Below are 25,236 nucleotides of genomic sequence, written 5' to 3'. Positions count from 1 at the left end.
AATGCCCGCCAAAAGCCCCGTCATCGTCGATCTGAAATTCATTCCGGAGGAAGTGGATGCCGCCCTCAACGGCGCCTTTCCCGGACGCGAGGTAATCAACCTTGCGGATCCGGTCCATAAGGGCCGCGATCTCTCGGGCATCGACTATGCGGTGGTGTGGAAGTCGGCGCCCGATCTCTTCTCGCGGGCGCCGGATTTGAAGGTCGTCTTTTCCGGCGGCGCCGGCGTCGATCACGTCCTGAAGCTGCCGGGCCTGCCCGACGTGCCGCTGGTGCGCTTCGTCGACCGGACGCTGACGACGCGGATGAGCGAATGGGTGGTGATGCAATGCCTCCTGCATCTGCGCCAGCATCGCGCCTACGAGGCGCTGGTCAAGAAGCATGAGTGGCGGGACCTCAGCCAGCCGGAGGCCGCCGACATCACCGTCGGCATCATGGGCATGGGCGTGCTCGGCCAGGACGCCGCCCGCAAGCTTGCGGTGATGGGCTTCAAGGTGATCGGCTGGTCGCGCAGCAAACGGGCGGTCGAGGGCATCGAGACCTTCGACGCCGCCGGCCTCGATGCATTTCTCGCTCGGACGGATTTTCTGGTCGGGCTGCTGCCGCTGACCGCGGACACGAAGGGCATTTTCAACGCAACGCTTTTCAAGAAACTCAGCCGCAAAGGCCCCTTCGGCGCCCCGGTCTTCATCAATGCCGGCCGCGGCGGCAGCCAGGTGGAGGCCGACATCCTCGAATGCCTCGATTCGGGCGTCCTGGGTGGAGCCTCGCTCGACGTCTTCGAAAAAGAACCATTGTCGCGCGAGAGCCGCTTCTGGGACATCCCGAACGTCTATGTGACGCCGCACGTCGCCGCCTCCTCCGACGTCAAGGCGCTGTTTGCCCATGTCGAAGAGCAGATCGAGCGCTTCGAAAGCGGGCTGGCTCTGGAGCATGTCGTGGATAAGGTAGCCGGCTATTGACTTATGTGCAGGCAGCGAGCATGGACGCTGCAGTTAGCATACCCCTGATCGCTCGTGTTTGGATCCTCGGGTCAGGCCGAGGATGACGGAGTGGCTGGGGCCGGCGGTCGGGCCGCGAAACTGCTGAAACGCTTCAAGGCGCCGATTTTGGCGGTATCGAACGGCCGAATGCAGATAGCCCGCTGCGGGCAAGGCGGCCGTATATTACCGAGCATCACTCTCAAACGTCGTTATCCTCGGGCTTGACCCGAGGATCCATGCACAAGCAATCCCTGCGCACGAAGTATGACGAGGTCTTGACTCTGGATCCTCGGGTCAAGCCCGAGGATGACGGCGTGTGTGGAGGATGATCCAGCCCGAATCACCTAAGGCCGGCGATACCCCGTGGGCTCCCCGTAAAGCCAGCCGATGCGGCGGATCGCATCCTCGAGCCCCTCCCGGGCAACGGTCATCGTATGGCCGTTGGCGTGCACAAGCGTGGTCTCATCCTCCATGAGGGCAACATGCCCTTTCCAGAAGACAAGGTCGCCGCGGGTGAGCTCCTTGCGATCGATGACGGTGCCGAGGCCGCTTGCCTGCATATCCGAATCGCGCGGCGCATTCCCGCCGGCCATCTGCATCGCCAATTGCACGAGCCCGGAACAATCGATACCGAAGCCGGAGCGGCCGCCCCAGAGATAAGGCGTTTCGAGAAAGCGCGTGGCGATCGCCACATAGTCTTCGCCGATCGGGCCGGCCGGCGCGCAATGGTTGGCAATAATCGCCAGACCGCCGTCGAGGAGAAAATAGCGCGTGCCGCGCGTCTCCGCCTCGCCGACGACATGGAGCCGGCTGCCCATCGAGAGCGCGAAAGCCTGCGGAAAGCGCAGGTCGGCGCCACGGTAGACGAATGTGCGGGGCACTGCGACGATATGGGTGGCCGGCGCGCCGGGCTCGCCGATTGCATCCTGCGGCACGTAGCCGACATAGCCGTCAAGGTCCGACTTGACCCAGGCCCATCCGTCGGCAACGTCGAGAACGCGCGCCGTTTCGCCATAGAGCAACTCCGTATCGGTTCCGCAGGCGAGATCCGGCCCCCTCCTGAGCGGCGCCACTGGGACGGAAACCGTGGCCGGCGTGCCTCCGACGAAGCGCTTGGCTTCGACGAGACCGCGCAGGCGCTCCTCAGCAAGGTCCTCGCGATAGGCATTGAGACGGCGGTCAAGTACATCGGGCATGGCTGGACTCACAGTTTGCGACCCTGATTGATGATCAGATCGCCGAATTTTTCAAGATAAAGCGCGCCTTCGACGGTGCGTTTGATGATCACGTTCCGCCTGTCGCGCTCGTCGCGCACCCGGTCGACCAGGCCGAGGGCGCCCATCGTGTCGAGGGCGCGCGTGATCACCGGTTTCGTCACGCCGAGCCTCGCGGCAAGACCGCGCACCGTATGCGGCGGCGGCACCAGATAGATTTCGAGCAGGATCGCCATCTGGCGGAGCGTCAGGTCGCGGCTGTCGACCCGGACCTGCTCGAGCGAAACGGCATGCCAGAGCCCCAGCGCTTTGGAGGGTGTCAGTTCCACCGGCACGGCAAACTCCTGCGTACGTCGCGTCGAGGCACCATAGCCAGGCGATCGTTACGCAAGCGTTTCTTTGGTTGCCCTCGATTGCGCTACCCCTCATCCGCCTGCCGGCACCTTCTCCCCATCTTGATGGGGAGAAGGGAATTCGCGGCGCTCGCTCATCTCTCTTCTATACACGGTCGGGGCGGGGAGCGCGCCGCTTGTCCCTTCGCCCCGCTCGCGGGGAGAAGGTGCCGGCAGGCGGATGAGGGGCAGACACGGACGAAAGGCTACCCCGCAATCCGACCGATGTGATGGTACAGCGCCCGGATCGCCTGGGCCTCGCCACCGATCGTCGAGTGCGGTCGCTCCGACTGCGCCCAGCCGAAAATGTCGAAGTGCGACCAGCTTTTCGCCTTCGTCACGAAGCGCTTGAGGAACAGCGCCGCGGTGATCGAGCCGGCCATGCCGCCCGAGGGCGCATTAGTGAGGTCGGCGATGCGGGCGGAGACATCCTTGTCGTAGCCCATATAGAGCGGCATCCGCCAGAGCGGATCGTCGACCGTCAGGCTCGCCTCGCAAAGGTCGCGGGCCAGTTCCTCGTCGTCGGTGAAGAAGGGCGGCAGGTCGGGACCGAGCGCGACGCGCGCCGCCCCGGTGAGCGTCGCCATGTCGACGAGGAGGTCGGTCTTCTCTTCGTCGGCATAGGTAAGCGCGTCGGCAAGGATCAGCCGGCCCTCGGCATCGGTATTGTCGATCTGCACCGTCAGGCCCTTGCGGCTCCGGTAGATGTCACCCGGACGGAAAGCGTTGGAGGAGATCGAGTTCTCGACGGCCGGCACGATGACGCGCAGGTCGACCTTCAGTTTCGCGTCCATGATCATCAGCGCCAGCCCCATGACATTGGCGGCGCCACCCATGTCCTTCTTCATCAAATGCATCGAGACGGCCGTCTTGATGTCGAGACCGCCGGTATCGAAGCAGACGCCCTTGCCGACCAGTGTCACCTTCCTGTGCCCCTTCTTTCCCCAGCGCATCTCAAGGAGCCGTGGCGCCTCGGCACTGGCGCGACCGACCGTGTGCACCAGCGGGAAATTCTGGGTCAGCAGGGCTTCGCCGGAGATCACCGAGACATCCGCCCTGTAGTGGGCGGCGAGCGCCCGGAAGGCGGCTTCCAAGGCTTCCGGCCCCATGTCGTTGGTCGGCGTGTTGATCAGATCGCGCGCCAGGAAGACGCCGGCAAGCTGGCGCTTGATATCGGCCTCGTCGGCGTCGGCCGGGATCATCAGCGTCGGCGCCTCGGGCTTGGCGGACTTGTAGCGCTCGAAGCGGTAGGAACCGAGGCCGTAGCCAAGCGCCAGACGATTGGCGGTGAGCGGCGCCGTTTCGATATGCCACTTGCCGGCCGGCAGCGTGCGGGCAAGCTTGCCGGTCAGGAACGGGGCCTCCGACGGCTTCGAGCCGAGACCGAACAGAGCGCCGCCGAGATGGCCATCGGACGAAGGAACCAGCAGGACGGCGCCCGATTCCGCCTTGAAGCCCGCCTTCTTCGCCCAGTCGAGCGCGATCGGGTCGATGCTTCCCGTCTCGATATGCGCCGGCGTCACCGCGAAGATAGGGAGCGTCTTGCCGGCGCTGGTGTTGAACGGCGACGGCCGTTCGATGAACTGGAAGGGAGCCATGAATGTCCTCGACTGACGGATAAGCGATATCGCAATTAACGCTCTGTTAGGGTTAACAGATTATTGCTGGAGTGAAAGTTGCGCCGCTGATGTTGAAAGTTCCGGTGCCAATTGCCTGCTGGGACGTCACTTCATGACAACGCAACACATCTTTTCTTCCTCCATGCATCGCCTCGCTGTGGGAGCCGCGGTCGCGCTGATGGCGCTGGCGCTCGGCGGCTGTGCCGGGCAGCAGGGCAAGAAGGAGCTGACGACCGGCTCCATCCCGAAGCTGTCGAAGCCGGTGCAATCGATGAACGCGACCGAGCTTGCGGCCGCCGCGGAGAATATCGGCCAGGCCTATGAGCGCGATCCCAAGAACCGCGAGGCGGGCCTGAACTACGCCAACCTGCTGCGCATGAGCGGGCGTAACGAACAGGCGCTCGCCGTGATGCAACAGGTGGCGATCAACCACCCGACGGACCGCGAGGTCCTCGGCGCCTACGGCAAGGCTCAAGCGGCAGCCGGGCAGCTCGAACAGGCGCTTCAAACCATTGGCCGGGCGCAGACGCCCGACCGCCCCGACTGGAAGCTGAAATCGGCCGAGGGCGCCGTCCTCGATCAGCTCGGCCGCTCTTCCGATGCGCGCCTGCGGTATCGCGAGGCGCTGGATCTTCAGCCCAACGAGCCGACCATCCTGTCCAATCTCGGCATGTCCTATCTGCTGACCAAGGATCTGAAAACCGCCGAGACCTACCTCCGCTCCGCCGCCGAGCAGCCCGGCGCCGACAGCAGCGTCCGCCAGAACCTCGCCCTCGCCGTCGGGCTGCAGGGCCGTTTTCAGGAGGCCGAAACGATCGCCCGGCAGGAACTGACGCCCGAGCAGGCGGAAGCCAACGTCGCCTATCTGCGCTCGATGCTGTCGCAAAAGGGCGCCTGGACCGAGCTCGCTAAGGCGGACGACGGAAACACCAACTGAGCGCGACGAAGAAAACCGCGGTGCATACCTCTACACCTCGCGTTCACTTCTTCGTGACACCGCATCTCGATCAACAATTTTAGGTTTGCAAATGGTCAGCGCAATTTCCGGCTCGACGGCCACGGCTCTTGTCGCCTCATCGGGTTCCACGTCATCGTCGAACAGTGTTTCCGAGATCGAGGCGCAGATCGCTCGGAAGGAGGCGGAGCTTTCCGCGGCAACGGACGAGACCGAAAAGCAGACGATCCGAAGCGAGATCGAGGCGCTCGAAGGGAGGCTCGAGCAGCTTCGGACCGCAGGCAGCACCGCTGCTGAAGAGGCCATGCAGGCGGAGAACAAGCTTGTCGGTGAGAGCGAAAGAATCGGCACGCGCAATTTCGATGAAGAGACCGAGTTCGGCGAGCGCACCATCTACGTGTAAGGTAGATGCTTGGAGTTGGATCCTCGGGTCGAGCCCGAGGATGACGTGTTTCTGGGAGGTGCCGCCCCCTATCTCGTCACCCATGACCGCGGCCGTGGGGAGCTCCGCAATAAACGCATCCCAGGAACACGTCTGGGGCGTTCTCAATAACCGCTTCCTTTAACGCTGTACGGTGATTATGGGCAATCATCGTTTGATCGACGTTGCCTCGCGCCGTCATCCTCGGGCTTGACCCAGGGCTTGACCCGAGGATCCATCCGCAAATCTCGAAATACTTCCCGAGCCATACGTGTGCTTGCAATCGGTTTCGTGTCGACGCCGAAGAGGACGTTGCGGCGGAAGGCCGCAATTCTGCAAGCGACGCGCTAGAACTTGTCCGCCACCTGTATCCCCGCCGGGCCGAGGATGACGGCGACGAGGACGGGCAGGAAGAAGAGGATCATCGGCACCGTCAGTTTCGGCGGCAGCGCAGCCGCCTTCTTCTCCGCCGCCGTCATGCGCTGGTCGCGGCTTTCCTGAGCCAACACGCGGAGCGCCTGGGCGATCGGCGTGCCGTAGCGGTCCGCCTGGATCAGCGCCTGCATGACGGCTTTGACCTCCTCGAGACCGGAGCGCAGGCCGAGATTTTCGAGCGCAATCCGCCGGTCCGGCAAGAAGGAGAGCTCCGCCGTCGTCAGCACCAGCTCCTCCGCCAGCGCCGAAGACTGGGCGGCGATCTCGTCTGCGACGCGGCGCATGGCAAGTTCCATCGACACCCCCGATTCGACGCAGATCAGCAGGAGGTCGAGCGCGTCCGGCCAGGCACGGCGGATCGAATGCTGGCGCTTCGATATCGCATTGGCGATGAAGATATTCGGCGCGTAGAAGCCGAGATAGGCAAAGCCGAGCGCGAAGCATATTCTCAGCATGAACGGCTTGTCGGCAAAGTTGCCCAGGACGAAAATATAGACGACGGCGACGGTCAGAAACAGGAACGGCAGGCAGAACCGGGCGAAGAGGAAGGTGTTCAACGCATTCTGCGATCGGTAGCCGGCGGTCTTCAGCCGGTTGACGGTGTTGTCGTCCACCAGCGCCTGACGCAGGTTGAGCCGCTCGACGATCTGGCGAACCGACGTATTGTGCTGTGCCCTCAGACTTGCCTTGCCGGCCGAAGCTTCGGCGTTCAACCGGGCGCGCTCGCGGGCGCGGATCTGCTCGCGTTCGGTGGCGACGGACTTCATACGCTTCGTGAGGTCGCCCCGTTCGAAAAACGGGACGGCCAGCGAATAAAAGGTCGCAAGTACCGCCATCGACACGAGAACGGCAATGATGATGTTCGGGTCGGTGAGCGTCCTTATCCAGCCGTCCATTGCGCGAGAGCCTCAGATATCGAAATTGATCATGTTGCGCATCACAAAAATGCCGATGCTCATCCAGACAGCCGAAGCGCCCATGATGAGGTGGCCGCGCGGATCGGTGAAAAGCACCATCATGTATTCCGGCGATGTCAGGTAGACGAGCGTCGCCACGATGAACGGCAAAGCGCCGATGATGCAGGCCGAGGCCTTGGCCTCCATTGAGAGCGCGCCGACTTTCGCCTTCATCTTCTTGCGCTCGCGCAGCACCTTGGAGAGGTTGCCGAGCGCTTCGGACAGGTTGCCGCCGGCCTGCGCCTGGATGGCGATGACGATCGCGAAGAAGTTGACCTCGGGCAGCGGAATGCTCTGGATCATGCGGGCGCAGGCGTCCGGCACGTTGAGACCGACCTGCTGGGATTCGACGACGCGGCGGAACTCCGTCTTCACCGGCTCCTGGCCGTCGCTGGCGATCAGCCGCAAGGCATCGTTGAGCGGCAGACCGGACTTGATCGAGCGAACCATGACGTCGAGCGCGTTCGGAAACTCGTCGAGGAATTTCTTGCAGCGGCGCTTGACCATCGCCCCGACCAGCCAGCGCGGCAGACCGGCCGCCGTAATCAGTGCGACGCCGCCGGCAATCCACAGGCCGGCGCCGGCGATGAGGACGACGATCAGGGCGAACAGGCCAAAGATCACGCTGAACACATAGAACTGCGCCGGGGAGATCGACAGGTTGGCCTGCACCAGCCGCTTTTTCATCGACGGGGCGGCATTGGCCGACTTTTCCTGCTGCTTCTTCTCGAGCTCCTTCAACGAATCCTGCAGCGACTTGCGCCGCTTCGACATTTCGTTGACGCGGTCGCGCGCCGCCTTGATCTTGGCTCGGTCCGTTTCGGCGGCGCTGACGCGGCGCAGCCGGCCCTCCGCCTTCTTGTCGTTCTCGATCCGGGAATAGAGCACACCGTAGGCGAGCGCCGCCGCGGCAATCGCGACGAGGCCGGCCAGTGCCAGTACGGTGATGTCTATGCCGAACATCGCTTGGTCTGTTCCTTTGCTTCAGCGGCCCGGGCTGGACGCCGCAGAGTCCTTGTTGGAGCGGGATGCGGGCGGAAAACCGCACATACTTTTCCTCATCCCGCTCTAAAGCGCGTCGCGTTCAAACCTATTCACGCGGCGCGCTTTAGGTCTTTGTTTTTGTTGCATGTCGTCATCCCGAAACCGCTGCACACTTTCGGGCGACATGCATTAGTTCTTTTCCATCGCATCGAGGGTGGCGGCGAGCCGCTTGTGCTCGTTGAAGTAGCGGGCGCGATCCCAAAAATGCGGCCGGCCGATACCGGTCGAAACATGGCGGCCGATGATCCGGCCGTTGGCGTCTTCGCCGTCGATCTCGTAGCGCATCAGGTCCTGGGTGACGATCACGTCTCCTTCCATGCCGGTCACCTCGGTGACGTGGGTGATGCGGCGCGACCCGTCGCGCAGACGCGAGGCCTGGATGATGACGTCGACGGAGCCGGCGATGATTTCCCGGACGGTCTTGGCCGGCAGCGTGTAGCCGCCCATGGCGATCATCGACTCCATGCGGCTCAGGCATTCACGCGGCGTGTTGGCGTGGATCGTGCCCATCGAGCCGTCATGGCCGGTGTTCATCGCCTGCAGCAGGTCGAAGACCTCCGGGCCGCGCACTTCGCCGACGATGATGCGTTCCGGGCGCATGCGCAGGCAGTTCTTGATCAGGTCGCGCATGGTGATCTGGCCCTCGCCCTCGATGTTCGGCGGGCGGGTTTCGAGACGAACCACATGCGGCTGCTGCAGTTGCAATTCGGCGGAGTCTTCGCAGGTGATGATCCGCTCGTCGATGTCGATATAGCGCGTCAGGCAGTTCAACAGCGTCGTCTTGCCGGAGCCGGTGCCGCCGGAAATGACGATGTTGCAGCGGACGCGGCCGATGATCTGCAGGAGAGTGGCGCCCGCCGGCGTGATCGAGCCGAAGCGGACGAGCTGCTCCAGTGTCAGCTTGTCTTTCTTGAACTTGCGGATCGTCAGCGCCGTTCCGTCGATCGCCAGCGGCGGGGCGATGACGTTGACGCGCGAGCCGTCCGGCAGGCGCGCGTCGCAGATCGGGCTCGATTCGTCGACGCGCCGGCCCACCTGGCTGACGATGCGCTGGCAGATCGACAGGAGCTGGGCATTGTCGCGAAAGCGGACGTCCGATTCCTCGACCTTGCCGCCGACTTCGATGAAGGTCTGGCCGGCGCCGTTGACCATGATGTCGGCGATGTCGTCGCGCGCCAGCAGCGGCTCGAGCGGCCCGTAGCCGAGCACGTCGTTGCAGATGTCGTCGAGCAGTTCCTCCTGCTCGGCGATCGACATCGCGAAGTTCTTGATGGTGATGATGTCGTTGACGATGTCGCGAATTTCCTCGCGCGCGCTCTCGGTATCGAGCTTGGCGAGCTGCGACAGGTCGATCGTGTCGATCAGCGCGGAGAAGACCTGCGATTTCGTATCGTAATAGTCCTCCGCCCGCGGTGCCCGGCGGCGCGCCGGGGCGGCGGCTGGTTGCGGACGGGGCGCGGCAGCTGCCGGTTCGGCGAGAATCGGCGCAGCGGCTCGCTCCATCACCGCCGACGGCGCGACCGGCATGGACGGTGGCATCACGGGCGATTGCGCGCCAGTCTTGCCAAAGCCTTCATTTCCGCGTTTGCCAAACATCACTTCATTCCGTTTGCTGCTCGATCCTTCGGTCTTTGATCGCGACGGGAGCAGAAATCGCTTCCGTCGCGCGATGCTATCGCCTGCCGAGCTTTGCCAGAACCTTGCCGAGGCCGCCCCTGCGCGCCTTCTTGATCGCCGTGCGTCCGGTCAAGAGATGGGCAAGTTGCGAGAAAGTCTCGGCGGCCGGGGATTTCCTGTCGATCTCGCCGATCATCCGCCCGCTATTGGCGGCGTTTCCGAACAGCACGGCGTCGAAGGGGATGATGGCGGCAGCCTCGATTTCCAAGGATTCGCAGAATTCGTTGGGGGCGATTTCCGGCCGCTTCGGCATGCCGACCTGGTTGAGGACCAGATGCGGCGCCCGGTCGTTCGGCCGAAGCTTCTTCAGGGCGTCGAGGAGATTCTTGGTGTTCCTGAGGCTCGCCAGGTCCGGAATGGCGGTGATCACCACCTCGTCGGCCTCGCCGAGGACCGACCGGGTCCAGTCCGACCATCCATGCGGAATATCAAGGACCGAAACGGGGGCGCTGCGCTGCAGGATTTCGAGGATCGGCTGGAAGGCACCCGCCTCGAAATCATAGGCACGATCGAGCATCGAGGGGGCGGCGAGCAGCGACAGGTGCTCGGAGCACTTGGTGAGGAGCCGATCGAGAAAGACCTCGTCCAGCCGGTCCGGCGCCGAGACCGCCTCGGAGATCCCCTGCGGCGGGTCCTGGTCGAAATCGATATTCGCCGTGCCGTAGGGCAGATCGAGATCGGCGAGGATGGTTTCCGTCGAAAAGAGGTTGGAAATGCCCCAGGCGCAGTTGTGGGCGATCACGGACGAGCCGCAGCCCCCCTTGGCGCCAATGAAGGCGAGGCTTCGCCCGACCGGTTCGGCTTCGGGATCGACAAAGATCGCCGCAATCGCCCCCAGCAGATCCGCCATTGCCACCGGCGCGACCATGTATTCGGAGATGCCGTTGCGGATCAATTCGCGATAGAGCGCGATATCGTTGTGGCGACCGATGATGACGACCTTGGTGCTCGGGTCGCAGACCTCGGCGAGCGGCGCCAGCTCGCCAAGCAGGGAGCGCGGCTCGGTGGCAGTCTCGAGGATGATCAGGTTGGGCGTCGACACGCTCGCGAACATGTTGGCGGCGGCGGCGACGCTTCCCCCGGTGATGCGCAGGCTGACCTTCGCCATGCGGCGGTCCTGCCCGCAGCGCTCCATGAGGCGCTGCATTGCCTCGGTCTCGCAGAAGGCATGGATCGAAATGCGCGGCAAAGGCCGAAGCTGATCGAGGTCACCGGGGCGCGATACCTCCGCTGCAAACTCGGCTCCGCCGGTGTCGATGCTGTATTCAATCGCGCTCATCTTGGTCCCTCAAAATCCTGCGTCACCCAACCGTCGCTCAATCGTCCGAGGCCGCGTCGCGCCAGGCGTCGATCACTTCGCCACGCTGGGCGGCGTCGACCGGCGACATCTGGCGCGGGCCGATCAGGTCCGTCGGATTGGCGATCTGGGCGGCGAGGTTGGACTGCGAAGCGCAGCCGAAATTGTAGTAGTTGCGGTTTTGCAAGGTGTTGAGGGTCAGGTCCTCGGGCCACTCGCCGCAGGGCGCGGTCTGCGCGGTGATCGCGACATAGCTCAGGCGGATCGGGGCGGCGTCGCCCGGCGAAACCGCTTCGTAGCCGGTCTCGATCATCCTCTTCGGCGGCACGCCGCTTGCCGCCAGCAGGCGGCGGATGTCCTTGCGGACGATCTGCGCGGCGTGGCTGTTGGCGGAGCCGCGCGGCAGCATGATCTGGATCACGCCACCCGATGCATTGCGGTATTCGGTGGCAAAGCCGCGGATGACGTCGCGCGTGCCGGCGGTCAGCCGCCGATCACCGGAGGCGACCGGAATGTCGATCACCCGCTCGCCTTCGGCAATGACGATCGGATGGCGGGTGCGATAGTCGTCCGGGATCGAGCCGGTCGCCAGATTGTCCTTGCTGCCGCAACCTGCAAGCAGGCCGGCAAGGATGGCCAATGCGGCCATGCGGGCCGGGGTGCGGGTCAGCGACATCGAGGCCGGCCTTTCAAGTCTTTTGTGAACTGCGTTTCGGTTGTGCATGACCCGACCTATTTGTAGATGAAGCCGACATTGCCGTGATAGCGGCCGACGGGGGGTGCTGCCTCGGGACGCCCGTAGATCCGATTGACGCGGCCGACGAAGAAGCTTTCGAGATCGTTGGCCGGATTGAAGTTGTCGTCGGGTCGCGACAGCGCGCTGCGGGCGACCGGCCGCACCAGATAGGGCGTCGCGATGATCACGAGTTCCGATTCATTGCGCTGGAAATCCTTGCTGCGGAACAGCGTGCCGAGGATCGGGATCTTTGAAGCACCGGGCAGGCCGGACATCGCCTGGCGGATATTGTCCTGCACGAGGCCGGCGATGACGATCGAGCCGCCGGAGGGAAGTTCGACGCTGGTCGAGGCTTCGCGGCGACGGATGCCGAGGAAGGTGTTACCGGGAATATCTCTAAAACTGTTTCCCGTTACAACCGAACCCTCATAGGTCGGCTCCGAAACTTCTGTCTCGATTGCCAGACTGATGCGGCCGGCACCAAGGACGACAGGCTTGAAGTTCAGGCGAATACCATATTCGGCATCCTCAACTTCCCGCTCAACTACTGGGACGGACTCTCCGGTAGCCTCATCCTCTTCCGTTGTGATCTCCTGCACCCCCGCGAGGCGGAATTCACCGCCGACGTAGAACTTCGCCTCTTGGCCCGAAATGGCCGTCAGGCTCGGTTCGGCCAGCGTCCGCATGACTCCCGCCTGCTCCATCGCATTGATGTAGCTCGAAATCGTAGTCGGGCCGATCGAGCCTTTTATGAGTGCATTGGCGCCGACGCCGATTGCGTCGCCGAGATTGGCCGGATTGCGGAAGCTCAATCCACTTTCGCCGTCACTTATGCGGCCGTTGAAGCCAAGTTGCTTCAGAACCTGGCGACTGACCTCAGCGACGGTGACCTTCAAGGTCACCTGATCCTCGCCCTCGACGGTCAGCAGATTGACGATCTGCGAGGTTTGTCGTTCTTCCGCGAAAATATCGGCATCGCCGTTGGTGCCCTGGGCTGTGATGTTGCGGGTCGTCGCCTCGCCGCCCTGCAGGAAGGCCCGGGCGAGGTCGACCGCCTTGGTCGAATCGAGCGGCGTGCGAACGGTGCCGGTCAGAACCACGTTGTCGGAGATGATTTCGACATTGATGTCCGCCTCCGGAATGAAACGACGCAGGTTGGCCTCAAGGCCGGCGACATCGCGCTCGACGGCAACTTCGAGACTGACGATCTCCTCGCCATTCGGGCCGAACACGAAGATGTTGGTCTGGCCGACGGTCTTGCCGAACAGGTAGATGCGGCGCGACGTGCGCGTGACTGCATCGGCAAGCACCGGATCGGCAACGAGAATATCATGGGCATCGGTCGGGAGATCGACGACCACGGCCTTGTTGAGACCGAGATTGACTTTTCGCTTCACGCCCGGACCGCTTTCGACGATGCGGACCACCGAGGAGGCGGCGGCTTGCGCGGTCGGAACCGCCGGCAGCATCAGGCCGGAAAATGTCAGCGAGAATGAAAGACCGGCTGCGAGACAGGTCCGAAATGTGTTTCCGCTCCGCTTCACGTTGCGCCCCGTCCGATCTTACTGCTGGTTCTGCGTTGTCGTGGTGGTGCCATCATTCTTGACGATGGAACCGGATTTGATGACCTGAATGCTCGGCTGGCCGTCGCCGCTCAAAAGGTAGTCGGCCGCTTCCGTATCGGCTTCCTGAGCATCGGCGACGCTGCGCAGCGCCAGCGAGATGCGCTCGGCCATCTGCTGGGCGACCGTCATCACTTTCGATTGGTCGGGCGTGAGTTCGAGGGTCGCCGTGGTGCCGATTACGGATTTCGAGCCGTCATCCTTCTCCTCGACCTGCTGGTCGATCGCCAGGACACGGACATTGCTGAGCACGGTTTCGGTCAAGTACACGTCGCCGTCGGACTTGCGGACCATGATGACGTCGACGCGGTCGTTGGGCAGGATGAAGCCGCCGGCACCGGTCGCGACGGTGATTTCCGTGGCAACGGCCCGCTTGCCGGCCGGCAGCAGCGACGACATGATGCGATTGGACGGGTCGGCGATCTTTTCCTGGCGGACGGGCTCTCCGTCAAAGAGCGGCAGGCGGACGACCGCACCGGCGAGGTCGTCGATCGCGGCCGGACGATTCTCCTCGGTGATCATGCCCTCAGCGACGCCGTCCTTCGGCCAGGCCAGCCAGTGGATCGAATCGGCGCCGAGCCGGGAGCCCACCGGCAGGCTTTTGCTGGCGACAAGCACATTGATGCTCGGCGCCTGCTCGACGAGCGGTTCCGCCATGCGTTGCGCCGGAGAACGGGTGAGCTTCATCGCCAATAGCCCGGCCATTGCCGCGGAACCCACGGCTACCGCCAGAATGATGATGCGCACCGGTTTCATGATCTACTAAGCCCCTGAAATACCCCGGGGACAGATTGATCAGGAATTGGTGTAATTATAGTTAACGGATCGCTTATGAACGCGGTTAACGAGAAGTAATCGGCGTTTTCGCAACTATGCCGTAGTCACGAAAGTTGCGCGAAAGGCGGCTTCCATCAAGGGTGAGGAGGGATATGCGGCAAAGCCGCCCATCGCGATCGCGATACCGTAGGGAATCTTCTTCGCCGTCAGCAGCAGTTGCGGCACCGGAATGCCGCTCGCCAGAATCGCGTTCTCCTGCCTGCGCAAGAGAAGTACAGCGAGCGTTAGCAGCCCACCGAAAATGGAGACATACACCAGGAAGTCGACGAGCGACGCATCGAGGCCGAACCAGACGGCACTGGCAGTCAGGAGCTTGGCGTCGCCGCCGCCCATGACGCTCGCCGCAAAAAGGCAGAAGCACACGACAAAGACCACGGCAGCCGCGGCGATATGCAGGCTGATCTCTCCCATACCGAAGCCAGCAAGAGGCGCAACAACGATGAAGGCGGCCAACAAAATCGCCGAAATGCGATTCGGGATCGTCATCGTGAAAAGGTCCGAGAACGCTGCCAGCGCGAGACAGAACGGAAGAATGACCAGTATGCAAGCAATTGTCACGTCGTTCTCCTAAGCTGCACGAGATAAAGGCAACTTACCGGTCAATAAAGAGAGCCGTTTCGAGGGAAACGGCTCTCGGCGTTCGTTGCTGGGCGCGAACGCGATTACATGTTGGTTTCGGCGGTCGTCATCTGGCCGCTGAGGGCGTTAAACATGCTATCGAGGGAGTCGCCGAGCGCCGTCGCGCCGGTGATCAGCGCAACGGAGATCAGGGCTGCGATCAGGCCGTATTCGATTGCCGTCGCACCGGATTCGTCCTTCATCAGGCGGGCGAAAATGGTCTTCATGGAGGTTCTCCTACTTCACGTTGTTGTTCAGCACGTCCGCCAACTGTTTGCCGTTGATCGGATACCCTGAAATTATCGGGGGCGGATTGCCATCGGCTTAAGGAAACCGGTTAGCGTGAAGTAAAAACGCCACCCCTGTTTATTGGGTGAATGTTCCGGAAAGGGATCGGGTTAATTTCGGAATACTGATGTAACTTTTCATTCACCAAAACGCTGCAGAATGCGAGCAGCCATTCGCCATCAGGACGCGCCATGACCACGCCCCTCGCGACCAAGCCGGTCGCCACGCTTGCCTTTCTTGCAGCTACACTTTTCGGATTTTTCGCTGCCGAGAAGACTGACGCGGCGGAGCAGATGATGCGCGTCTATATGGATCACGCGCGCGTGCTGAAACTCGACCGGCCGGTGAGCAAGGTCATCATCGGCAATTCGGACGTCGCGGACGCGACGGTCGCCGATTCGAAGACGATCGTCCTGACCGGCCGCAATTTCGGCACGACGAACCTCGTCATCCTCGACCAGGACGGCAATGCCATCGTCGACGAGCGCATCCTGGTCTCGATCGACGAGGGCAACACCCTGCGCGTCTACAAGCAGACGACGCGCACCGTCTTCTCCTGCTCGCCGAATTGCGAACGTCACGCCGAACGCAAGGCCACGACGTCGAGCGGCAATTGAGAACTTTCCAAGACCACTAAAATTCTTCGGGTCCTGGAAAACGAATCTTCAACAGTCTCTGCTTATTCTAGCGCCAATTGCAAAAAAAACGGGACGCAGGCGAAATCGCTTGCATTTTCCGCATCCCGCTCACGACGTGACATGACGGAACGGCGCAATGGAAAAAAGTGCGAAGACATCCACGGCAAGCCGGCGCGCATCGCTGCAGCTCTTTCGCAGCCTGCTCGGAGACAGGAGGGGCGCGACGGCGATCGAGTTCGCCATCCTCGCTTTGCCCTTCTTTATCGTCGTCTTCGCCTCGATCGAGACCTTCGTCGCCTTCGCCGGCGAACAGCTGCTCGCCAATGCGACCGACACGATGGCGCGCAAGATTCGCACCGGCGAAATCACCAAGGATATGAGTGAGGCTGAGTTCCGCCAGGCCTTCTGCGACGAGATCGCCATCCTGCTGACCTGCTCCGCCACCGAGGTCGACGAGCCGGCAAAGCTCTATCTCGATGTCCGCCAGGTCGCGGATCCGTCGCAGTTTCCGGCGGCGGTGCCCCGGGTCGACGCGAGCGACACCTCCGATCTCGACACGAGCGGCTTCCAGTTCGCGCCGGGGGCGGGCAAGGAGTTCACCATGGTGCGCGCCTATTACCGGTGGCAGGTGATCACCGATCTCGTGCGCCCCTATGTCACCAATCTCCGGTCGGCCGGCAGCAGTATGCCAAACGACTATCTGATGGTCGCGACCGCGACGTTCCGCAACGAAGACTATTGAGGATACCATGGGGCGCTCGCATGGAATGAACCTTGTCCGGGGTGTGTTCGGACCCTTGTGGCGCCTATCAACGGACCGTCGCGGCGTCGGCGGCGTGGAATTCGCCATCGTGGCGCCGATCCTGATCATGGCCTATATCGGCGCTTTCGAGCTTTCCGTCGGACTGAACGTGGTGCGCAAGGTCGCCCGTGCCTCGAGCGCCGTCGCCGACCTCGTCAGCCAGGAGGCGAGCGTCGATACGGCCTTCCTGGATAGCATGAACAACGTCGCGGAAAGTATCCTGGCCCCTTACGCCGGCACGGACTACACGCTGAAGATCACCGGCATCCAGGTCACCGGCACCACGACCGGCACGGTGCTGTGGTCGCGCGACCAGGACGGCGGGACGCCTTACCCGGCCAATTCCACGACCACGGTGCCCTCCGACCTCGAGGCGGTCAACGCCTTCGTCGTGCGCACCGAACTCGTCGTGCCGCACGAACTGCTGCTTCTTTCGCCGGAGCTTTCGAGCAGCGTCAACGCGATCGACCTCTCCAAGACCGCCTATTATCGCCAGCGCTCCGGCACCAAGATCGATTGCACGGGCTGCTGAATGCCTGTCGCCCAAAGGTGCGCAGCGGTTTTGGGATGACGACAGGCATAAGAAACGAATCCAAAGCGGGTCGCGTGAATACATTGAATGCGACGCGCTCAGGATCCGCTCAATTGCATTGAATTTGGCGCCGCGCTATTCCTGCGGGATTGCGCGGGATCGCTCCCGCACTGTTCAATAGCGACCGGACGCGCCAGCGCTCCGGTTCGGCGGGTGTTCAATGGCGCGTGTCTTTCTCTTCGTCCTCGATTCCTTCGGCATCGGCGGTGCGCCCGACGCCGAGGCATTCGGCGATCTCGGCGCCGACACGCTCGGCCACATCGCCGAATTCTGCGCATCCGGCGCCGGCGACCGCGCCGGTTTGCGCGAAGGGCCGCTGCAACTCCCCAACATGTCGGCGCTCGGGCTTGTCCATGCGGCAAAGCTCGCAACCGGGCGGCTTCCGGCCGGCATGCCGCTGCCGGAGCGCGTCTACGGGGTCTATGGTGCGGCCAGCGAGGTTTCGCGCGGCAAGGACACGCCGTCCGGCCATTGGGAGATCGCCGGCACGCCGGTGCGGTTCGACTGGGGTTATTTTCCGGCCGAAGGGGATGCCTTTCCGCCGCAACTCGTCGAGGCGATCTGCCGCGAAGGCGAGGTGCCCGGCATTCTCGGCAATTGCCATGCCTCCGGCACCGACATCATCGCCCGCCACGGCGAGGAGCACATGCGGAGCGGCAAGCCGATCTGCTACACCTCCTCCGATTCAGTCTTCCAGATCGCCGCGCACGAGCGGACCTTCGGGCTCGAGCGGCTGCTGGAACTCTGCCAGGTCGTCCGCCGGCTCGTCGACGACTACAATATCGGCCGCGTCATCGCCCGGCCGTTCGTCGGCGACAATCCGGGCAATTTCACTCGCACCGGCCACCGCCGCGACTTTTCCGTCCTGCCGCCGGAGCCGACGATCCTCGACCGGCTCGAGGCGGCCGGACGGACGGTGCACGCGATCGGCAAGATCGGCGACATCTTCGCGCACCGGGGCGTGACGAGGCTTACCAAGGCGAACGGCAACATGGAGCTCTTCGACGCGAGCCTTACGGTGGTCGAGGAGGCGGAGGAGGGTGATCTCGTCTTCACCAATTTCGTCGATTTCGACATGCTCTACGGCCACCGCCGCGACGTGCCGGGCTATGCGGCGGCGCTCGAGGCCTTCGACGCGCGTCTGCCCGATCTCGACCGGCGGCTCCGGCCCGGCGACATGGTCATCCTCACCGCCGACCACGGCTGCGACCCCACCTGGCGCGGCACCGACCATACGCGCGAGCGCGTGCCGGTCTTGATGTTCGGTCCGTCGCTCCGGAGCCGGTCCTTCGGCATAGCCAACAGTTTTGCCCATATCGGCGAGACAGCCGCCCGACATCTCGGCATCGCGCCGGGTCCACATGGGAGAAGCCTTCTTTGACAGCGCATCTGAAGAAAGCCGAGCTGCATTGCCACATCGAAGGCGCCACGCCGCCGGAACTGGCGCTGCGGCAGGCCCGCAAATACAGCGTCGACACGAGCGCCATCATCCGCGACAAGGCCTATGTCTGGGAGGATTTCACCAGCTTCGTGAGATGCTACGACAGCGTCGCCTCGCTGTTCCGCACCCAGGGCGACTATGCGCTGCTGGCCGAAACCTACCTGACCGAGCTCGCCGAAGCGGGAACGATCTACAGCGAGATCATCGTCTCGCCGGACCACGGCAACACGATCGGTCTCGGTGCCGACGCCTATCTGGAAGGGCTCGCTGCCGGCATGGAGGCGGCCAAGGCGAAGACCGGGATCGAGTCGCGCATGCTGATCACCGGCATCCGCCATCTGGGGCCGGAATCGGTCGCCAAGACCGCCGAATATGCGGCCATGCGCCGCCACCCGCTGGTCACCGGCTTCAACCTGGCGGGCGAGGAGCGCATGCACAGTGTCGCCGAGTTCGCCCGCGCCTTCGACATCGTCCGCGACGCCGGTCTCGGCCTGACCATTCATGCCGGCGAGCTTTCCGGCGCCTTCAGCGTCCGCGACGCGCTCGACCATGTGCGCCCCGCGCGCATCAGCCATGGCGTGCGGGCGATCGAGGACGCGGATCTGGTCAAGCGTCTTGCCGAGGAGGGCGTGGTGCTCGAGGTCTGCCCGGGCTCCAACGTTTCGCTGCAGGTGTTTGCGGATTTCGCCTCGCACCCGCTCCGGCCGCTTTACGAGGCCGGCGTCCGCGTCACGCTCAACTCCGACGATCCGCCCTTCTTCCACACCTCGCTCGCGCAAGAATACGAGGTCGCCGCGCATGTCATGGGCTTTTCGGACAGCGACATCGACCGGATGACGAAAACCGCGATCGAGGCGGCTTTTGTGGATGAGCCGACGAGAGAGCGGCTGCTGGCGGCGCTGCACGTTTAGAGGGGTGGCCAAGTGAGCGATTGCCCCTCTCCTCGGGTTTAACCCGAGGACTAGCCCCCTCCCCGCAAGCGGGGAGAGGACTCCCCACCGTTTAGCAAGAGAGTTTCTGCTCGGCCAAGGAAGGATTGAAGGTGGTGCCGGTTTTCAGCATTGCGCATGCGACGTTGAGGAGGCGGTCGGCGACGGATCGCAGGGCACGACCGTGGCTGTGACCTCGGCTTCGAAGGGCGGCGTACTTCAAACGGCTCCGAGAGTCGTGCTGAATGGCGACGCGTGCCCAATGGTACATGGCGTTGGCGAGCCGGTCGTGGCAGGCCTGTCTTCTGATGACGATGCAGCTCTTGCCGGACCGCTTGGTAACGGGCGCGACTCCTGTCAAACTGCGCAAGGCGGCGTGGTCACGTCGCTGCAGGGCATCGAAGGCTTCTGCGAGCAGCGTGGCGAGGACGATCCTTCCCACTCCCGGCAAGGATGCGAGGATCTCCACGTCATGCTGCTTCCTCTGCCCCGGCTCGGTCTCCTCGGTCGGGACAAGGCGGGCAGTCAGGGTATCGAGCCGCTGATGCGCTTGCTTGAGCTGCCGGTTCACGAGGCGAATGCGGGCAATGAGCGTGGCAATGTGGGCGCTGGCGGCTTCGGTCGTCCCGGCGGCGACCTTGACGGGCGGCGTGCGCAGCACGGCGAGCACATGGGTGGCGTCGACGCGGCGGATGCGGTTGCGTTTGAGAAGCTTGGCGATCGTCGCCGCGCGGATCCGCGCGGCTTTGGCCGGCGTCGGCACGGCTTCCCAGAGATCGAGCAGCCACTCGGCCCCGAGGTCGTTTTCGAGCTCGAGCAGCGCAGGAAAGTAGCGCCAGAGCTGCTCGCGCATGCGGTTGGTCAACCGGTTGCGCTCGGCGCCGAGGTCCTCGGCCATGCGCGACCATTCGCGCAATTCGATGACGACAGGATCGGCGGCGGCGAGCAGCCGGAAGCACCGGCGATCGGTGCGCAAGGCCGAGGCCATCACTTCGGCATCGCGGCTGTCGTCCTTGGCGCCGGCCAGGGTGAACCGGTCGCGAAAGCGATCCATTTGTTTCGGGTTGATGGCATGCACCTGGCAGCCGCGCTCGATCAGCGTCTCGACCACGGGCCCGTGCGGCACCTCGATCGCGACCTGGATTTGCCCGGCCTCGGTTGCACCGCTGGTTGCCGTCAGCCAGGCCGCCAGCTCGGCGAGCCCTTCGCCGCCGTGCCTGAAGACCCTTTCGCCGATTTTCCGGCCATCACCATCCGTGAGGAACACATGATGGCTCTCCGACGCCCAGTCGACGCCGGCATAGAATTGTTTCTGATCGGTCATCCCTTCTCCTCGTCCAAGCCTGCGAGCCACCGCGATCTTCGCCGATCCCTGTACTGGCGCTCGGAAACGGATACAGCTCCGGCGCGGACTCCCCACGGGGCATCGATCACGGCCAATCCGACGGGGCACGCGTCCTCTCCAGGTGGTCGGGCCACAGGGGACAATTGGTTGCTCCCGACGAATCGGCTCGGTTCAGGAAGGCTACGCCAATTTCGGCCGTCGTCGCGGGTCATGCTTCATTCCGCTACGCTTCACTTCGCACGACACGCGACGACGGCGTGCAACCCAAGAACCGCCGGAAAAAGGTACAGGGGACTGCGACGGCGCGGCATTTCCCTTCTCCCCGCCTGCGGGGAGAAGGTGCCGGCAGGCGGATGAGGGGCAACTCCAAATAGCAAGTTCGACCAACACTCTTGCGGCTGCCGCTCTTTCCATGGAAAAGAGGGCGGGTATGCCAAATTCTCGGGGAAGGTGAAGCCATGGACGGCGTGACAGTGATCGATCATCCGCTGGTGCAGCACAAGCTGACCATCATGCGCAAGAAGGAGACGTCGACCGCAGGGTTTCGCCGGCTGCTGCGGGAGATCTCGACGCTGCTCTGCTACGAGGTGACGCGCGACCTGGAACTCACCATGGAGCGGATCGAAACGCCGCTGCAGGAGATCGACGCTCCCATTCTCGAGGGCAAGAAGCTTGTCTTCGCCTCGATCCTGCGCGCCGGCAACGGTCTGCTCGAGGGCATGCTCGAACTCGTCCCCTCGGCCCGCGTCTCGCATATCGGCGTCTACCGCGACCACGAGACGCTGCAGCCGGTCGAATACTATTTCAAGGCGCCTGACAGCCTCAACGAACGGCTGGTCATCGTCGTCGATCCGATGCTTGCGACCGGCAATTCCTCGATCGCCGCGATCGACAAGCTGAAGGAACGGGGCGCCAAGAACATCCGCTTCCTCTGCCTGCTTGCCGCACCGGAAGGCATCCGCAACTTCCACGGCGTGCATCCGGACGTGCCGATCTTCACGGCTTCGATCGACAGCCACCTGAACGAAAAGGGCTATATCGTGCCCGGTCTCGGCGACGCGGGCGACCGCATGTACGGCACCAAGTAGATCTTCCTTAACCAGTTGACGAAGCAAACGAGGCGCCGCCGGTTTTCCGGCGGCTTTTTTGCGCGGTATTAGCAATGTTCCGGTGAGATCGGCGAACGCGCCAGCCGATCCCCGGAGCCAAGAATGTTGACCCGTTTCATTGCCTTTGCCGGCGGACTTGCCGCCATTGCCCTCGTCGTGCCGGACCTCGTCTCCAATTATCTCGATCGCCGCGACACCACCTCGTCGCAGCAGGCCACCACGAACCCCACGCCGGCAACCGCCAGCTACGCGGCGGGCAAGGCCGTCGTGCTCGAGGCCGATCGCTCCGGCCATTTCACCGGCACGTTCCGGATCAACGGACGGTCGGAAAGGGGGCTGGTCGACACCGGTGCGAGCACCATCGCCATCAACGCCTCTGCCGCCCGGCGGTTCGGCATCGCGGTCGGCAGCCTCTCCTTCGATGCGCGGGCGCAGACCGCCAACGGCATCGTCGAGGCCGCCCATGTCAGCCTCGACCGGGTCGAGATCGGCGGCATTTCGCTCCGGAACGTCGAGGCCATGGTCCTCCCGGACAAGGCACTTTCGGGCATGCTCGTCGGCATGTCCTTCCTGAGCCGCCTCTCGTCCTATCGGGTCGAAGACGGCGCGCTGCAGCTCGTCAGGTAATTCTCGAAACGATCACGGGGCGCGAGGCGGGCCGCTCGTCGGCAATCGCATAGAACCCGGCAATCCTGTCTCTCACCGCTTCGGCCTGCTGCCGGTCGGCGGCATGCACAAAGGCGATCGGTTCGCCCCTCTCGACCTTTGTCCCCAGCGGTTTGAGGCCGGCAAGTCCCACCCGATGATCGATCCGGTCGTCCGGTCGCGTCCGCCCGCCGCCGAGCGCAATGACGGCCATCCCCAGCTCACGCGTCTCGCATGCGGCGAGATAGCCGTCGCGGTTGGCAGGCACGATGACGACGGCCGGTGCCTTTTCGAGGTAGGCTTCGGATCGATCGACGAAATCGGCGGGTCCCCCGAGCCGATGCACCATAAGGGCGAAGCGTTCCATCGCGTCGCCACTCTCCAGAGCTTGACGAGCCATGGCTTCGCCTGCAGCCGGGTGCGCCGCCATCCTCGCCGCGACGAGCATTTCCGCCGCGAAAGCCATCACCACCTGGTCGAGGCGGGTTCCCGACTTTTCGCCGCGCAGATAGGCAAGGCAGTTCTCGACTTCCAGCGCATTTCCGACCGCGTCCGCGAGCGGCTCGTTCATGTCGGTGATCAGCGCCAAGGTGTTCACCCCTGCCCCATTTGCGACGTCGACGAGCGAGCGCGCCAGGGTCTTGGTCGCTCGCGCATCGGTCATGAAGGACCCATTGCCGAGCTTGACGTCCAGCACCAGCGACTGAAGCCCGGCGGCGAGTTTTTTCGACAGGATCGACGCGGTGATCAGCGGCACCGAATCGACCGTCGCGGTCACGTCGCGGATCGCGTAGAGGCGCTTGTCGGCCGGTGCGAGATTGGCGGTCTGGCCGATGATGGCGCAGCCGACCTCATCGACGATCTGGCGAAACAGTTCGGGCGACGGCTGGATGTTGTAGCCCGGGATCGATTCGAGCTTGTCGAGCGTGCCGCCGGTGTGACCGAGGCCTCGCCCGGAGATCATCGGCACGTTGGGGCCGCAGGCGGCCACGATCGGCGCCAGCATCAGCGAGACATTGTCGCCGACGCCGCCGGTCGAATGCTTGTCGACGATGGGGCGGCCGAACTCGCTCCAGTCGAGGATGTCGCCGGAATCGCGCATCGCCAGCGTCAGCGCCACGCATTCGTCGCGGTTCATGCCGGAGAACCAGGTGGCCATGGCGAAGGCGGCGACCTGCCCTTCCGAGATCGAGCCGTCGGCGAGACCGCTGACGAAGTCGGCTATCTCCGCTCGGTCGAGCCGACCGCCGTCCCGCTTCTTCCGGATCACTTCCTGGGGAAGCAGGGCCATGTCAGCCTTCGCTCGCGATCATTTCCTTGAGGATCGAAGCCAGGCGCTGGCCGCCGAAGGGCGCCATCTCCTTCGTCTCTTGATGGCTGAGTTCCCCTCCGGTCATGCCGGCGCCGAAATTGGTGATGACCGAGGCGGCCGCGACCTTCAGACCGAAGAACCGGGCAAGGATCACCTCGGGCACGGTGGACATGCCGACCGCATCCGCGCCGAGGATGCGGGCCATGCGGATTTCCGCCGGCGTTTCGAAGCTCGGGCCGGAGAACCACATATAGACGCCACGCGCCAATGGAATGCCGAGCCGCTCGGCTGCCTCCTCCATGCCGACGGCGAGCGCCGCGTCATAGGCATTGGTCATGCCGACGAAACGGTCGTCGCTTTCGACGCCGATCAGCGGATTGGAGCCGGAAAAGGCGATGTGATCGGCGATCCGCATCACCGAGCCGGGCGGCATGTCTTCCCTGAGCGATCCGGCCGAATTGGTGAGGATCAGGTTTTCGACGCCGATCCGCTTCAACGTCTCGATCGGCAAGCGCATCGCATTGGCATCGCCGCGCTCATAATAATGGACCCGGCCGGAAAGCATGACGACGGGAACATTGCCGAGCCGGCCGAGGACGAGCTCGCCGGCATGGCCGGAAACGCTGCTGACCGGGAAGCCCGGTATGTCCGCATAGGAAATGCGGACCGGCTCGCTCACCGCCTCGACAAGCGCGCCGAGACCCGAACCGAGGACGATGCCGTGGCGCGGCGATAGTCCGCCGAGCTTCCCCCGCAGGAATTCAGCCGCGCCGCTCATCCGAGGATCTCGGTCTCGAAGCTGTGCGGCAGCAGGTCGGAGAGCGCCAGGCTTTTCTTGATGCCGGTCTCGTCGCAGAGATAGATGCGGGTGCTGGCGCCGGAAAATTCCGCCAGCCGCTGCCGGCAACCGCCGCAGGGCGGGCACAGCGCCAGCTTCTCGGCGATGACGGCCACCTCCATGATCTTGCGCTGCCCGGCCATCACCATGTGGCTGATCGCCGTGGTCTCGGCGCACCAGCCCTCCGGAAAGGACAGGTTCTCGATATTGGCACCGGTATAGATCTTGCCGTCCTCGGCGCGGATCGCCGCCCCCACCGGAAACTTCGAATAGGGCGCATGCGCCTTTGCCATGGCTTCACGCGCCGCGACGAAGAGCTCGTCCTTCGGCATAAGTCTGTCCTTATAATTGTGCATATCGTTATCCCAAAACCGCTGCGCACTTTTGGGCGACAGGCATCCTTGATTCATGCATGTCGCTGTCCCAAAACCGCTGCGCACTTTTGGGCGACATGCATCCTTGATTCATGCATGTCGCTGTCCCAAAACCGCT

The 25,236-nt window shown here is 63.6% G+C and carries 26 protein-coding genes; 10 read left to right on the top strand and 16 right to left on the bottom strand.

The window, feature by feature from the left end; genetic code table 11:
- Position 1: 1 nt before the first annotated feature.
- A complete protein-coding gene (locus NGR_RS28505) occupies positions 2–961 on the top strand; it encodes a 2-hydroxyacid dehydrogenase (protein WP_012709948.1) in 960 nt (319 codons plus the stop codon).
- A 365-nt stretch (positions 962–1,326) separates the two neighbouring features.
- Here the strand turns inward: NGR_RS28505 and NGR_RS28500 are convergent, their stop codons facing one another.
- From NGR_RS28500 to NGR_RS28490, 3 genes are all read right to left on the bottom strand, one after another.
- Positions 1,327–2,178, bottom strand: coding sequence for an NlpC/P60 family protein (locus NGR_RS28500; RefSeq protein ID WP_012709947.1), 852 nt, complete (start codon positions 2,176–2,178; stop codon positions 1,327–1,329).
- 8 nt (positions 2,179–2,186) lie between these two features.
- Positions 2,187–2,531, bottom strand: coding sequence for a MarR family transcriptional regulator (locus NGR_RS28495; RefSeq protein WP_012709946.1), 345 nt, complete (start codon positions 2,529–2,531; stop codon positions 2,187–2,189).
- Positions 2,532–2,794: 263 nt separating this feature from the next.
- Entirely contained in the window at positions 2,795–4,186 is a 1,392-nt protein-coding gene (locus NGR_RS28490; protein ID WP_012709945.1) for a leucyl aminopeptidase family protein, read from the bottom strand.
- Positions 4,187–4,319: 133 nt separating this feature from the next.
- Here NGR_RS28490 and NGR_RS28485 point away from each other — a divergent pair, with 133 nt between their 5' ends.
- Both NGR_RS28485 and NGR_RS28480 read left to right on the top strand, forming a co-directional pair.
- The gene (locus NGR_RS28485) at positions 4,320–5,144 is read left to right on the top strand and encodes a tetratricopeptide repeat protein (protein ID WP_164924546.1); all 825 of its coding nucleotides are present in this window, start codon (positions 4,320–4,322) and stop codon (positions 5,142–5,144) included.
- Positions 5,145–5,235: 91 nt separating this feature from the next.
- The gene (locus NGR_RS28480) at positions 5,236–5,565 is read left to right on the top strand and encodes a hypothetical protein (protein WP_012709943.1); all 330 of its coding nucleotides are present in this window, start codon (positions 5,236–5,238) and stop codon (positions 5,563–5,565) included.
- Positions 5,566–5,930: 365 nt separating this feature from the next.
- Here NGR_RS28480 and NGR_RS28475 read toward each other — a convergent pair whose 3' ends face one another.
- The 9 genes from NGR_RS28475 to NGR_RS28435 all read right to left on the bottom strand — a co-directional run bounded on the left by NGR_RS28475 (position 5,931) and on the right by NGR_RS28435 (position 15,032).
- Positions 5,931–6,914, bottom strand: a complete 984-nt coding sequence (locus NGR_RS28475; RefSeq protein WP_012709942.1) for a type II secretion system F family protein — start codon at positions 6,912–6,914, stop codon at positions 5,931–5,933.
- Positions 6,915–6,926: 12 nt separating this feature from the next.
- Complete coding sequence (locus NGR_RS28470; RefSeq protein ID WP_012709941.1) at positions 6,927–7,937, bottom strand: type II secretion system F family protein; 1,011 nt, start codon at positions 7,935–7,937, stop codon at positions 6,927–6,929.
- A 210-nt stretch (positions 7,938–8,147) separates the two neighbouring features.
- The gene (locus NGR_RS28465) at positions 8,148–9,614 is read right to left on the bottom strand and encodes a CpaF family protein (protein ID WP_164924544.1); all 1,467 of its coding nucleotides are present in this window, start codon (positions 9,612–9,614) and stop codon (positions 8,148–8,150) included.
- Positions 9,615–9,690: 76 nt separating this feature from the next.
- Positions 9,691–10,974 carry an AAA family ATPase gene (locus NGR_RS28460; protein ID WP_012709939.1) on the bottom strand — a complete coding sequence of 428 codons (1,284 nt, stop codon included), beginning with the start codon at positions 10,972–10,974 and terminating at the stop codon, positions 9,691–9,693.
- Between the two features lie 37 nt (positions 10,975–11,011).
- The gene (locus NGR_RS28455) at positions 11,012–11,668 is read right to left on the bottom strand and encodes a CpaD family pilus assembly protein (RefSeq protein ID WP_164924543.1); all 657 of its coding nucleotides are present in this window, start codon (positions 11,666–11,668) and stop codon (positions 11,012–11,014) included.
- Positions 11,669–11,724: 56 nt separating this feature from the next.
- A complete protein-coding gene (locus NGR_RS28450; protein ID WP_240545225.1) occupies positions 11,725–13,197 on the bottom strand; it encodes a type II and III secretion system protein family protein in 1,473 nt (490 codons plus the stop codon).
- 93 nt (positions 13,198–13,290) lie between these two features.
- Positions 13,291–14,106, bottom strand: a complete 816-nt coding sequence (gene cpaB / locus NGR_RS28445) for a Flp pilus assembly protein CpaB (RefSeq protein WP_012709936.1) — start codon at positions 14,104–14,106, stop codon at positions 13,291–13,293.
- Positions 14,107–14,220: 114 nt separating this feature from the next.
- Entirely contained in the window at positions 14,221–14,745 is a 525-nt protein-coding gene (locus NGR_RS28440; protein WP_012709935.1) for an A24 family peptidase, read from the bottom strand.
- Between the two features lie 104 nt (positions 14,746–14,849).
- Complete coding sequence (locus NGR_RS28435) at positions 14,850–15,032, bottom strand: Flp family type IVb pilin (protein WP_012709934.1); 183 nt, start codon at positions 15,030–15,032, stop codon at positions 14,850–14,852.
- A 252-nt stretch (positions 15,033–15,284) separates the two neighbouring features.
- Between NGR_RS28435 and NGR_RS28430 the strand changes: the two genes are divergently transcribed.
- The 5 genes from NGR_RS28430 (at position 15,285) to NGR_RS28410 (ending at position 19,477) form a co-directional block, all read left to right on the top strand.
- On the top strand, positions 15,285–15,710 hold the full coding sequence (locus NGR_RS28430) for a pilus assembly protein N-terminal domain-containing protein (RefSeq protein ID WP_012709933.1): 426 nt from the start codon (positions 15,285–15,287) through the stop codon (positions 15,708–15,710).
- 157 nt (positions 15,711–15,867) lie between these two features.
- A complete protein-coding gene (locus NGR_RS28425; protein ID WP_012709932.1) occupies positions 15,868–16,473 on the top strand; it encodes a TadE/TadG family type IV pilus assembly protein in 606 nt (201 codons plus the stop codon).
- A 25-nt stretch (positions 16,474–16,498) separates the two neighbouring features.
- Positions 16,499–17,065, top strand: a complete 567-nt coding sequence (locus tag NGR_RS28420; RefSeq protein WP_012709931.1) for a TadE/TadG family type IV pilus assembly protein — start codon at positions 16,499–16,501, stop codon at positions 17,063–17,065.
- 220 nt (positions 17,066–17,285) lie between these two features.
- Positions 17,286–18,506: a phosphopentomutase gene (locus tag NGR_RS28415; protein WP_012709930.1), complete on the top strand. Its 1,221-nt coding sequence runs from the start codon at positions 17,286–17,288 to the stop codon at positions 18,504–18,506.
- A complete protein-coding gene (locus NGR_RS28410) occupies positions 18,503–19,477 on the top strand; it encodes an adenosine deaminase (protein ID WP_012709929.1) in 975 nt (324 codons plus the stop codon). Before NGR_RS28415 ends, NGR_RS28410 begins: the two co-directional genes overlap by 4 nt.
- Before the next feature lie 91 nt (positions 19,478–19,568).
- On the opposite strand, the gene NGR_RS28405 is transcribed toward NGR_RS28410, so the two are convergent.
- Positions 19,569–20,819: an IS110 family transposase gene (locus NGR_RS28405; RefSeq protein WP_012707828.1), complete on the bottom strand. Its 1,251-nt coding sequence runs from the start codon at positions 20,817–20,819 to the stop codon at positions 19,569–19,571.
- 479 nt (positions 20,820–21,298) lie between these two features.
- Here NGR_RS28405 and upp point away from each other — a divergent pair, with 479 nt between their 5' ends.
- Positions 21,299–21,928, top strand: a complete 630-nt coding sequence (upp, locus tag NGR_RS28400; RefSeq protein WP_012709928.1) for a uracil phosphoribosyltransferase — start codon at positions 21,299–21,301, stop codon at positions 21,926–21,928.
- Positions 21,929–22,051: 123 nt separating this feature from the next.
- Positions 22,052–22,576: a retropepsin-like aspartic protease family protein gene (locus NGR_RS28395; RefSeq protein WP_012709927.1), complete on the top strand. Its 525-nt coding sequence runs from the start codon at positions 22,052–22,054 to the stop codon at positions 22,574–22,576.
- Here the strand turns inward: NGR_RS28395 and deoA are convergent.
- The 3 genes from deoA to NGR_RS28380 are packed head-to-tail and all read right to left on the bottom strand — an operon-like array spanning position 22,569 to position 25,100.
- Positions 22,569–23,885 (bottom strand): thymidine phosphorylase, encoded by a 1,317-nt coding sequence (gene deoA / locus NGR_RS28390; RefSeq protein ID WP_012709926.1) that lies wholly within the window; start codon positions 23,883–23,885, stop codon positions 22,569–22,571. The two genes, NGR_RS28395 and deoA, sit on opposite strands and share 8 nt — an antisense overlap.
- A 1-nt stretch (position 23,886) precedes the next feature.
- On the bottom strand, positions 23,887–24,684 hold the full coding sequence (locus tag NGR_RS28385) for a purine-nucleoside phosphorylase (protein WP_012709925.1): 798 nt from the start codon (positions 24,682–24,684) through the stop codon (positions 23,887–23,889).
- A complete protein-coding gene (locus NGR_RS28380; RefSeq protein ID WP_012709924.1) occupies positions 24,681–25,100 on the bottom strand; it encodes a cytidine deaminase in 420 nt (139 codons plus the stop codon). Before NGR_RS28380 ends, NGR_RS28385 begins: the two co-directional genes overlap by 4 nt.
- Between the last annotated feature and the right edge of the window lie 136 nt (positions 25,101–25,236).

Source organism: Sinorhizobium fredii NGR234 (assembly GCF_000018545.1).
GTDB lineage: Bacteria > Pseudomonadota > Alphaproteobacteria > Rhizobiales > Rhizobiaceae > Sinorhizobium > Sinorhizobium fredii_A.
The sequence above is the reverse complement of the archived record's forward strand: the minus strand, read 5'-3'. Positions and strand labels throughout refer to the sequence as shown.

Excerpts from the sequence above, each read along its gene's own strand:
- deoA (WP_012709926.1), bottom strand. The coding sequence starts at position 23,885 with ATGGCCCTGCTTCCCCAGGAAGTGATCCGGAAGAAGCGGGACGGCGGT.
- NGR_RS28505 (WP_012709948.1), top strand. The coding sequence starts at position 2 with ATGCCCGCCAAAAGCCCCGTCATCGTCGATCTGAAATTCATTCCGGAG.
- NGR_RS28385 (WP_012709925.1), bottom strand. The coding sequence starts at position 24,684 with ATGAGCGGCGCGGCTGAATTCCTGCGGGGGAAGCTCGGCGGACTATCG.
- NGR_RS28470 (WP_012709941.1), bottom strand. The coding sequence starts at position 7,937 with ATGTTCGGCATAGACATCACCGTACTGGCACTGGCCGGCCTCGTCGCG.
- NGR_RS28455 (WP_164924543.1), bottom strand. The coding sequence starts at position 11,668 with ATGTCGCTGACCCGCACCCCGGCCCGCATGGCCGCATTGGCCATCCTT.
- NGR_RS28475 (WP_012709942.1), bottom strand. The coding sequence starts at position 6,914 with ATGGACGGCTGGATAAGGACGCTCACCGACCCGAACATCATCATTGCC.
- NGR_RS28380 (WP_012709924.1), bottom strand. The coding sequence starts at position 25,100 with ATGCACAATTATAAGGACAGACTTATGCCGAAGGACGAGCTCTTCGTC.
- NGR_RS28415 (WP_012709930.1), top strand. The coding sequence starts at position 17,286 with ATGGCGCGTGTCTTTCTCTTCGTCCTCGATTCCTTCGGCATCGGCGGT.
- upp (WP_012709928.1), top strand. The coding sequence starts at position 21,299 with ATGGACGGCGTGACAGTGATCGATCATCCGCTGGTGCAGCACAAGCTG.
- NGR_RS28435 (WP_012709934.1), bottom strand. The coding sequence starts at position 15,032 with ATGAAGACCATTTTCGCCCGCCTGATGAAGGACGAATCCGGTGCGACG.
- NGR_RS28395 (WP_012709927.1), top strand. The coding sequence starts at position 22,052 with ATGTTGACCCGTTTCATTGCCTTTGCCGGCGGACTTGCCGCCATTGCC.
- NGR_RS28480 (WP_012709943.1), top strand. The coding sequence starts at position 5,236 with ATGGTCAGCGCAATTTCCGGCTCGACGGCCACGGCTCTTGTCGCCTCA.
- NGR_RS28465 (WP_164924544.1), bottom strand. The coding sequence starts at position 9,614 with ATGTTTGGCAAACGCGGAAATGAAGGCTTTGGCAAGACTGGCGCGCAA.
- NGR_RS28405 (WP_012707828.1), bottom strand. The coding sequence starts at position 20,819 with ATGACCGATCAGAAACAATTCTATGCCGGCGTCGACTGGGCGTCGGAG.
- NGR_RS28430 (WP_012709933.1), top strand. The coding sequence starts at position 15,285 with ATGACCACGCCCCTCGCGACCAAGCCGGTCGCCACGCTTGCCTTTCTT.
- NGR_RS28485 (WP_164924546.1), top strand. The coding sequence starts at position 4,320 with ATGACAACGCAACACATCTTTTCTTCCTCCATGCATCGCCTCGCTGTG.
- NGR_RS28425 (WP_012709932.1), top strand. The coding sequence starts at position 15,868 with ATGGAAAAAAGTGCGAAGACATCCACGGCAAGCCGGCGCGCATCGCTG.
- NGR_RS28450 (WP_240545225.1), bottom strand. The coding sequence starts at position 13,197 with ATGCTGCCGGCGGTTCCGACCGCGCAAGCCGCCGCCTCCTCGGTGGTC.
- NGR_RS28460 (WP_012709939.1), bottom strand. The coding sequence starts at position 10,974 with ATGAGCGCGATTGAATACAGCATCGACACCGGCGGAGCCGAGTTTGCA.
- cpaB (WP_012709936.1), bottom strand. The coding sequence starts at position 14,106 with ATGAAACCGGTGCGCATCATCATTCTGGCGGTAGCCGTGGGTTCCGCG.
- NGR_RS28490 (WP_012709945.1), bottom strand. The coding sequence starts at position 4,186 with ATGGCTCCCTTCCAGTTCATCGAACGGCCGTCGCCGTTCAACACCAGC.
- NGR_RS28420 (WP_012709931.1), top strand. The coding sequence starts at position 16,499 with ATGAACCTTGTCCGGGGTGTGTTCGGACCCTTGTGGCGCCTATCAACG.
- NGR_RS28500 (WP_012709947.1), bottom strand. The coding sequence starts at position 2,178 with ATGCCCGATGTACTTGACCGCCGTCTCAATGCCTATCGCGAGGACCTT.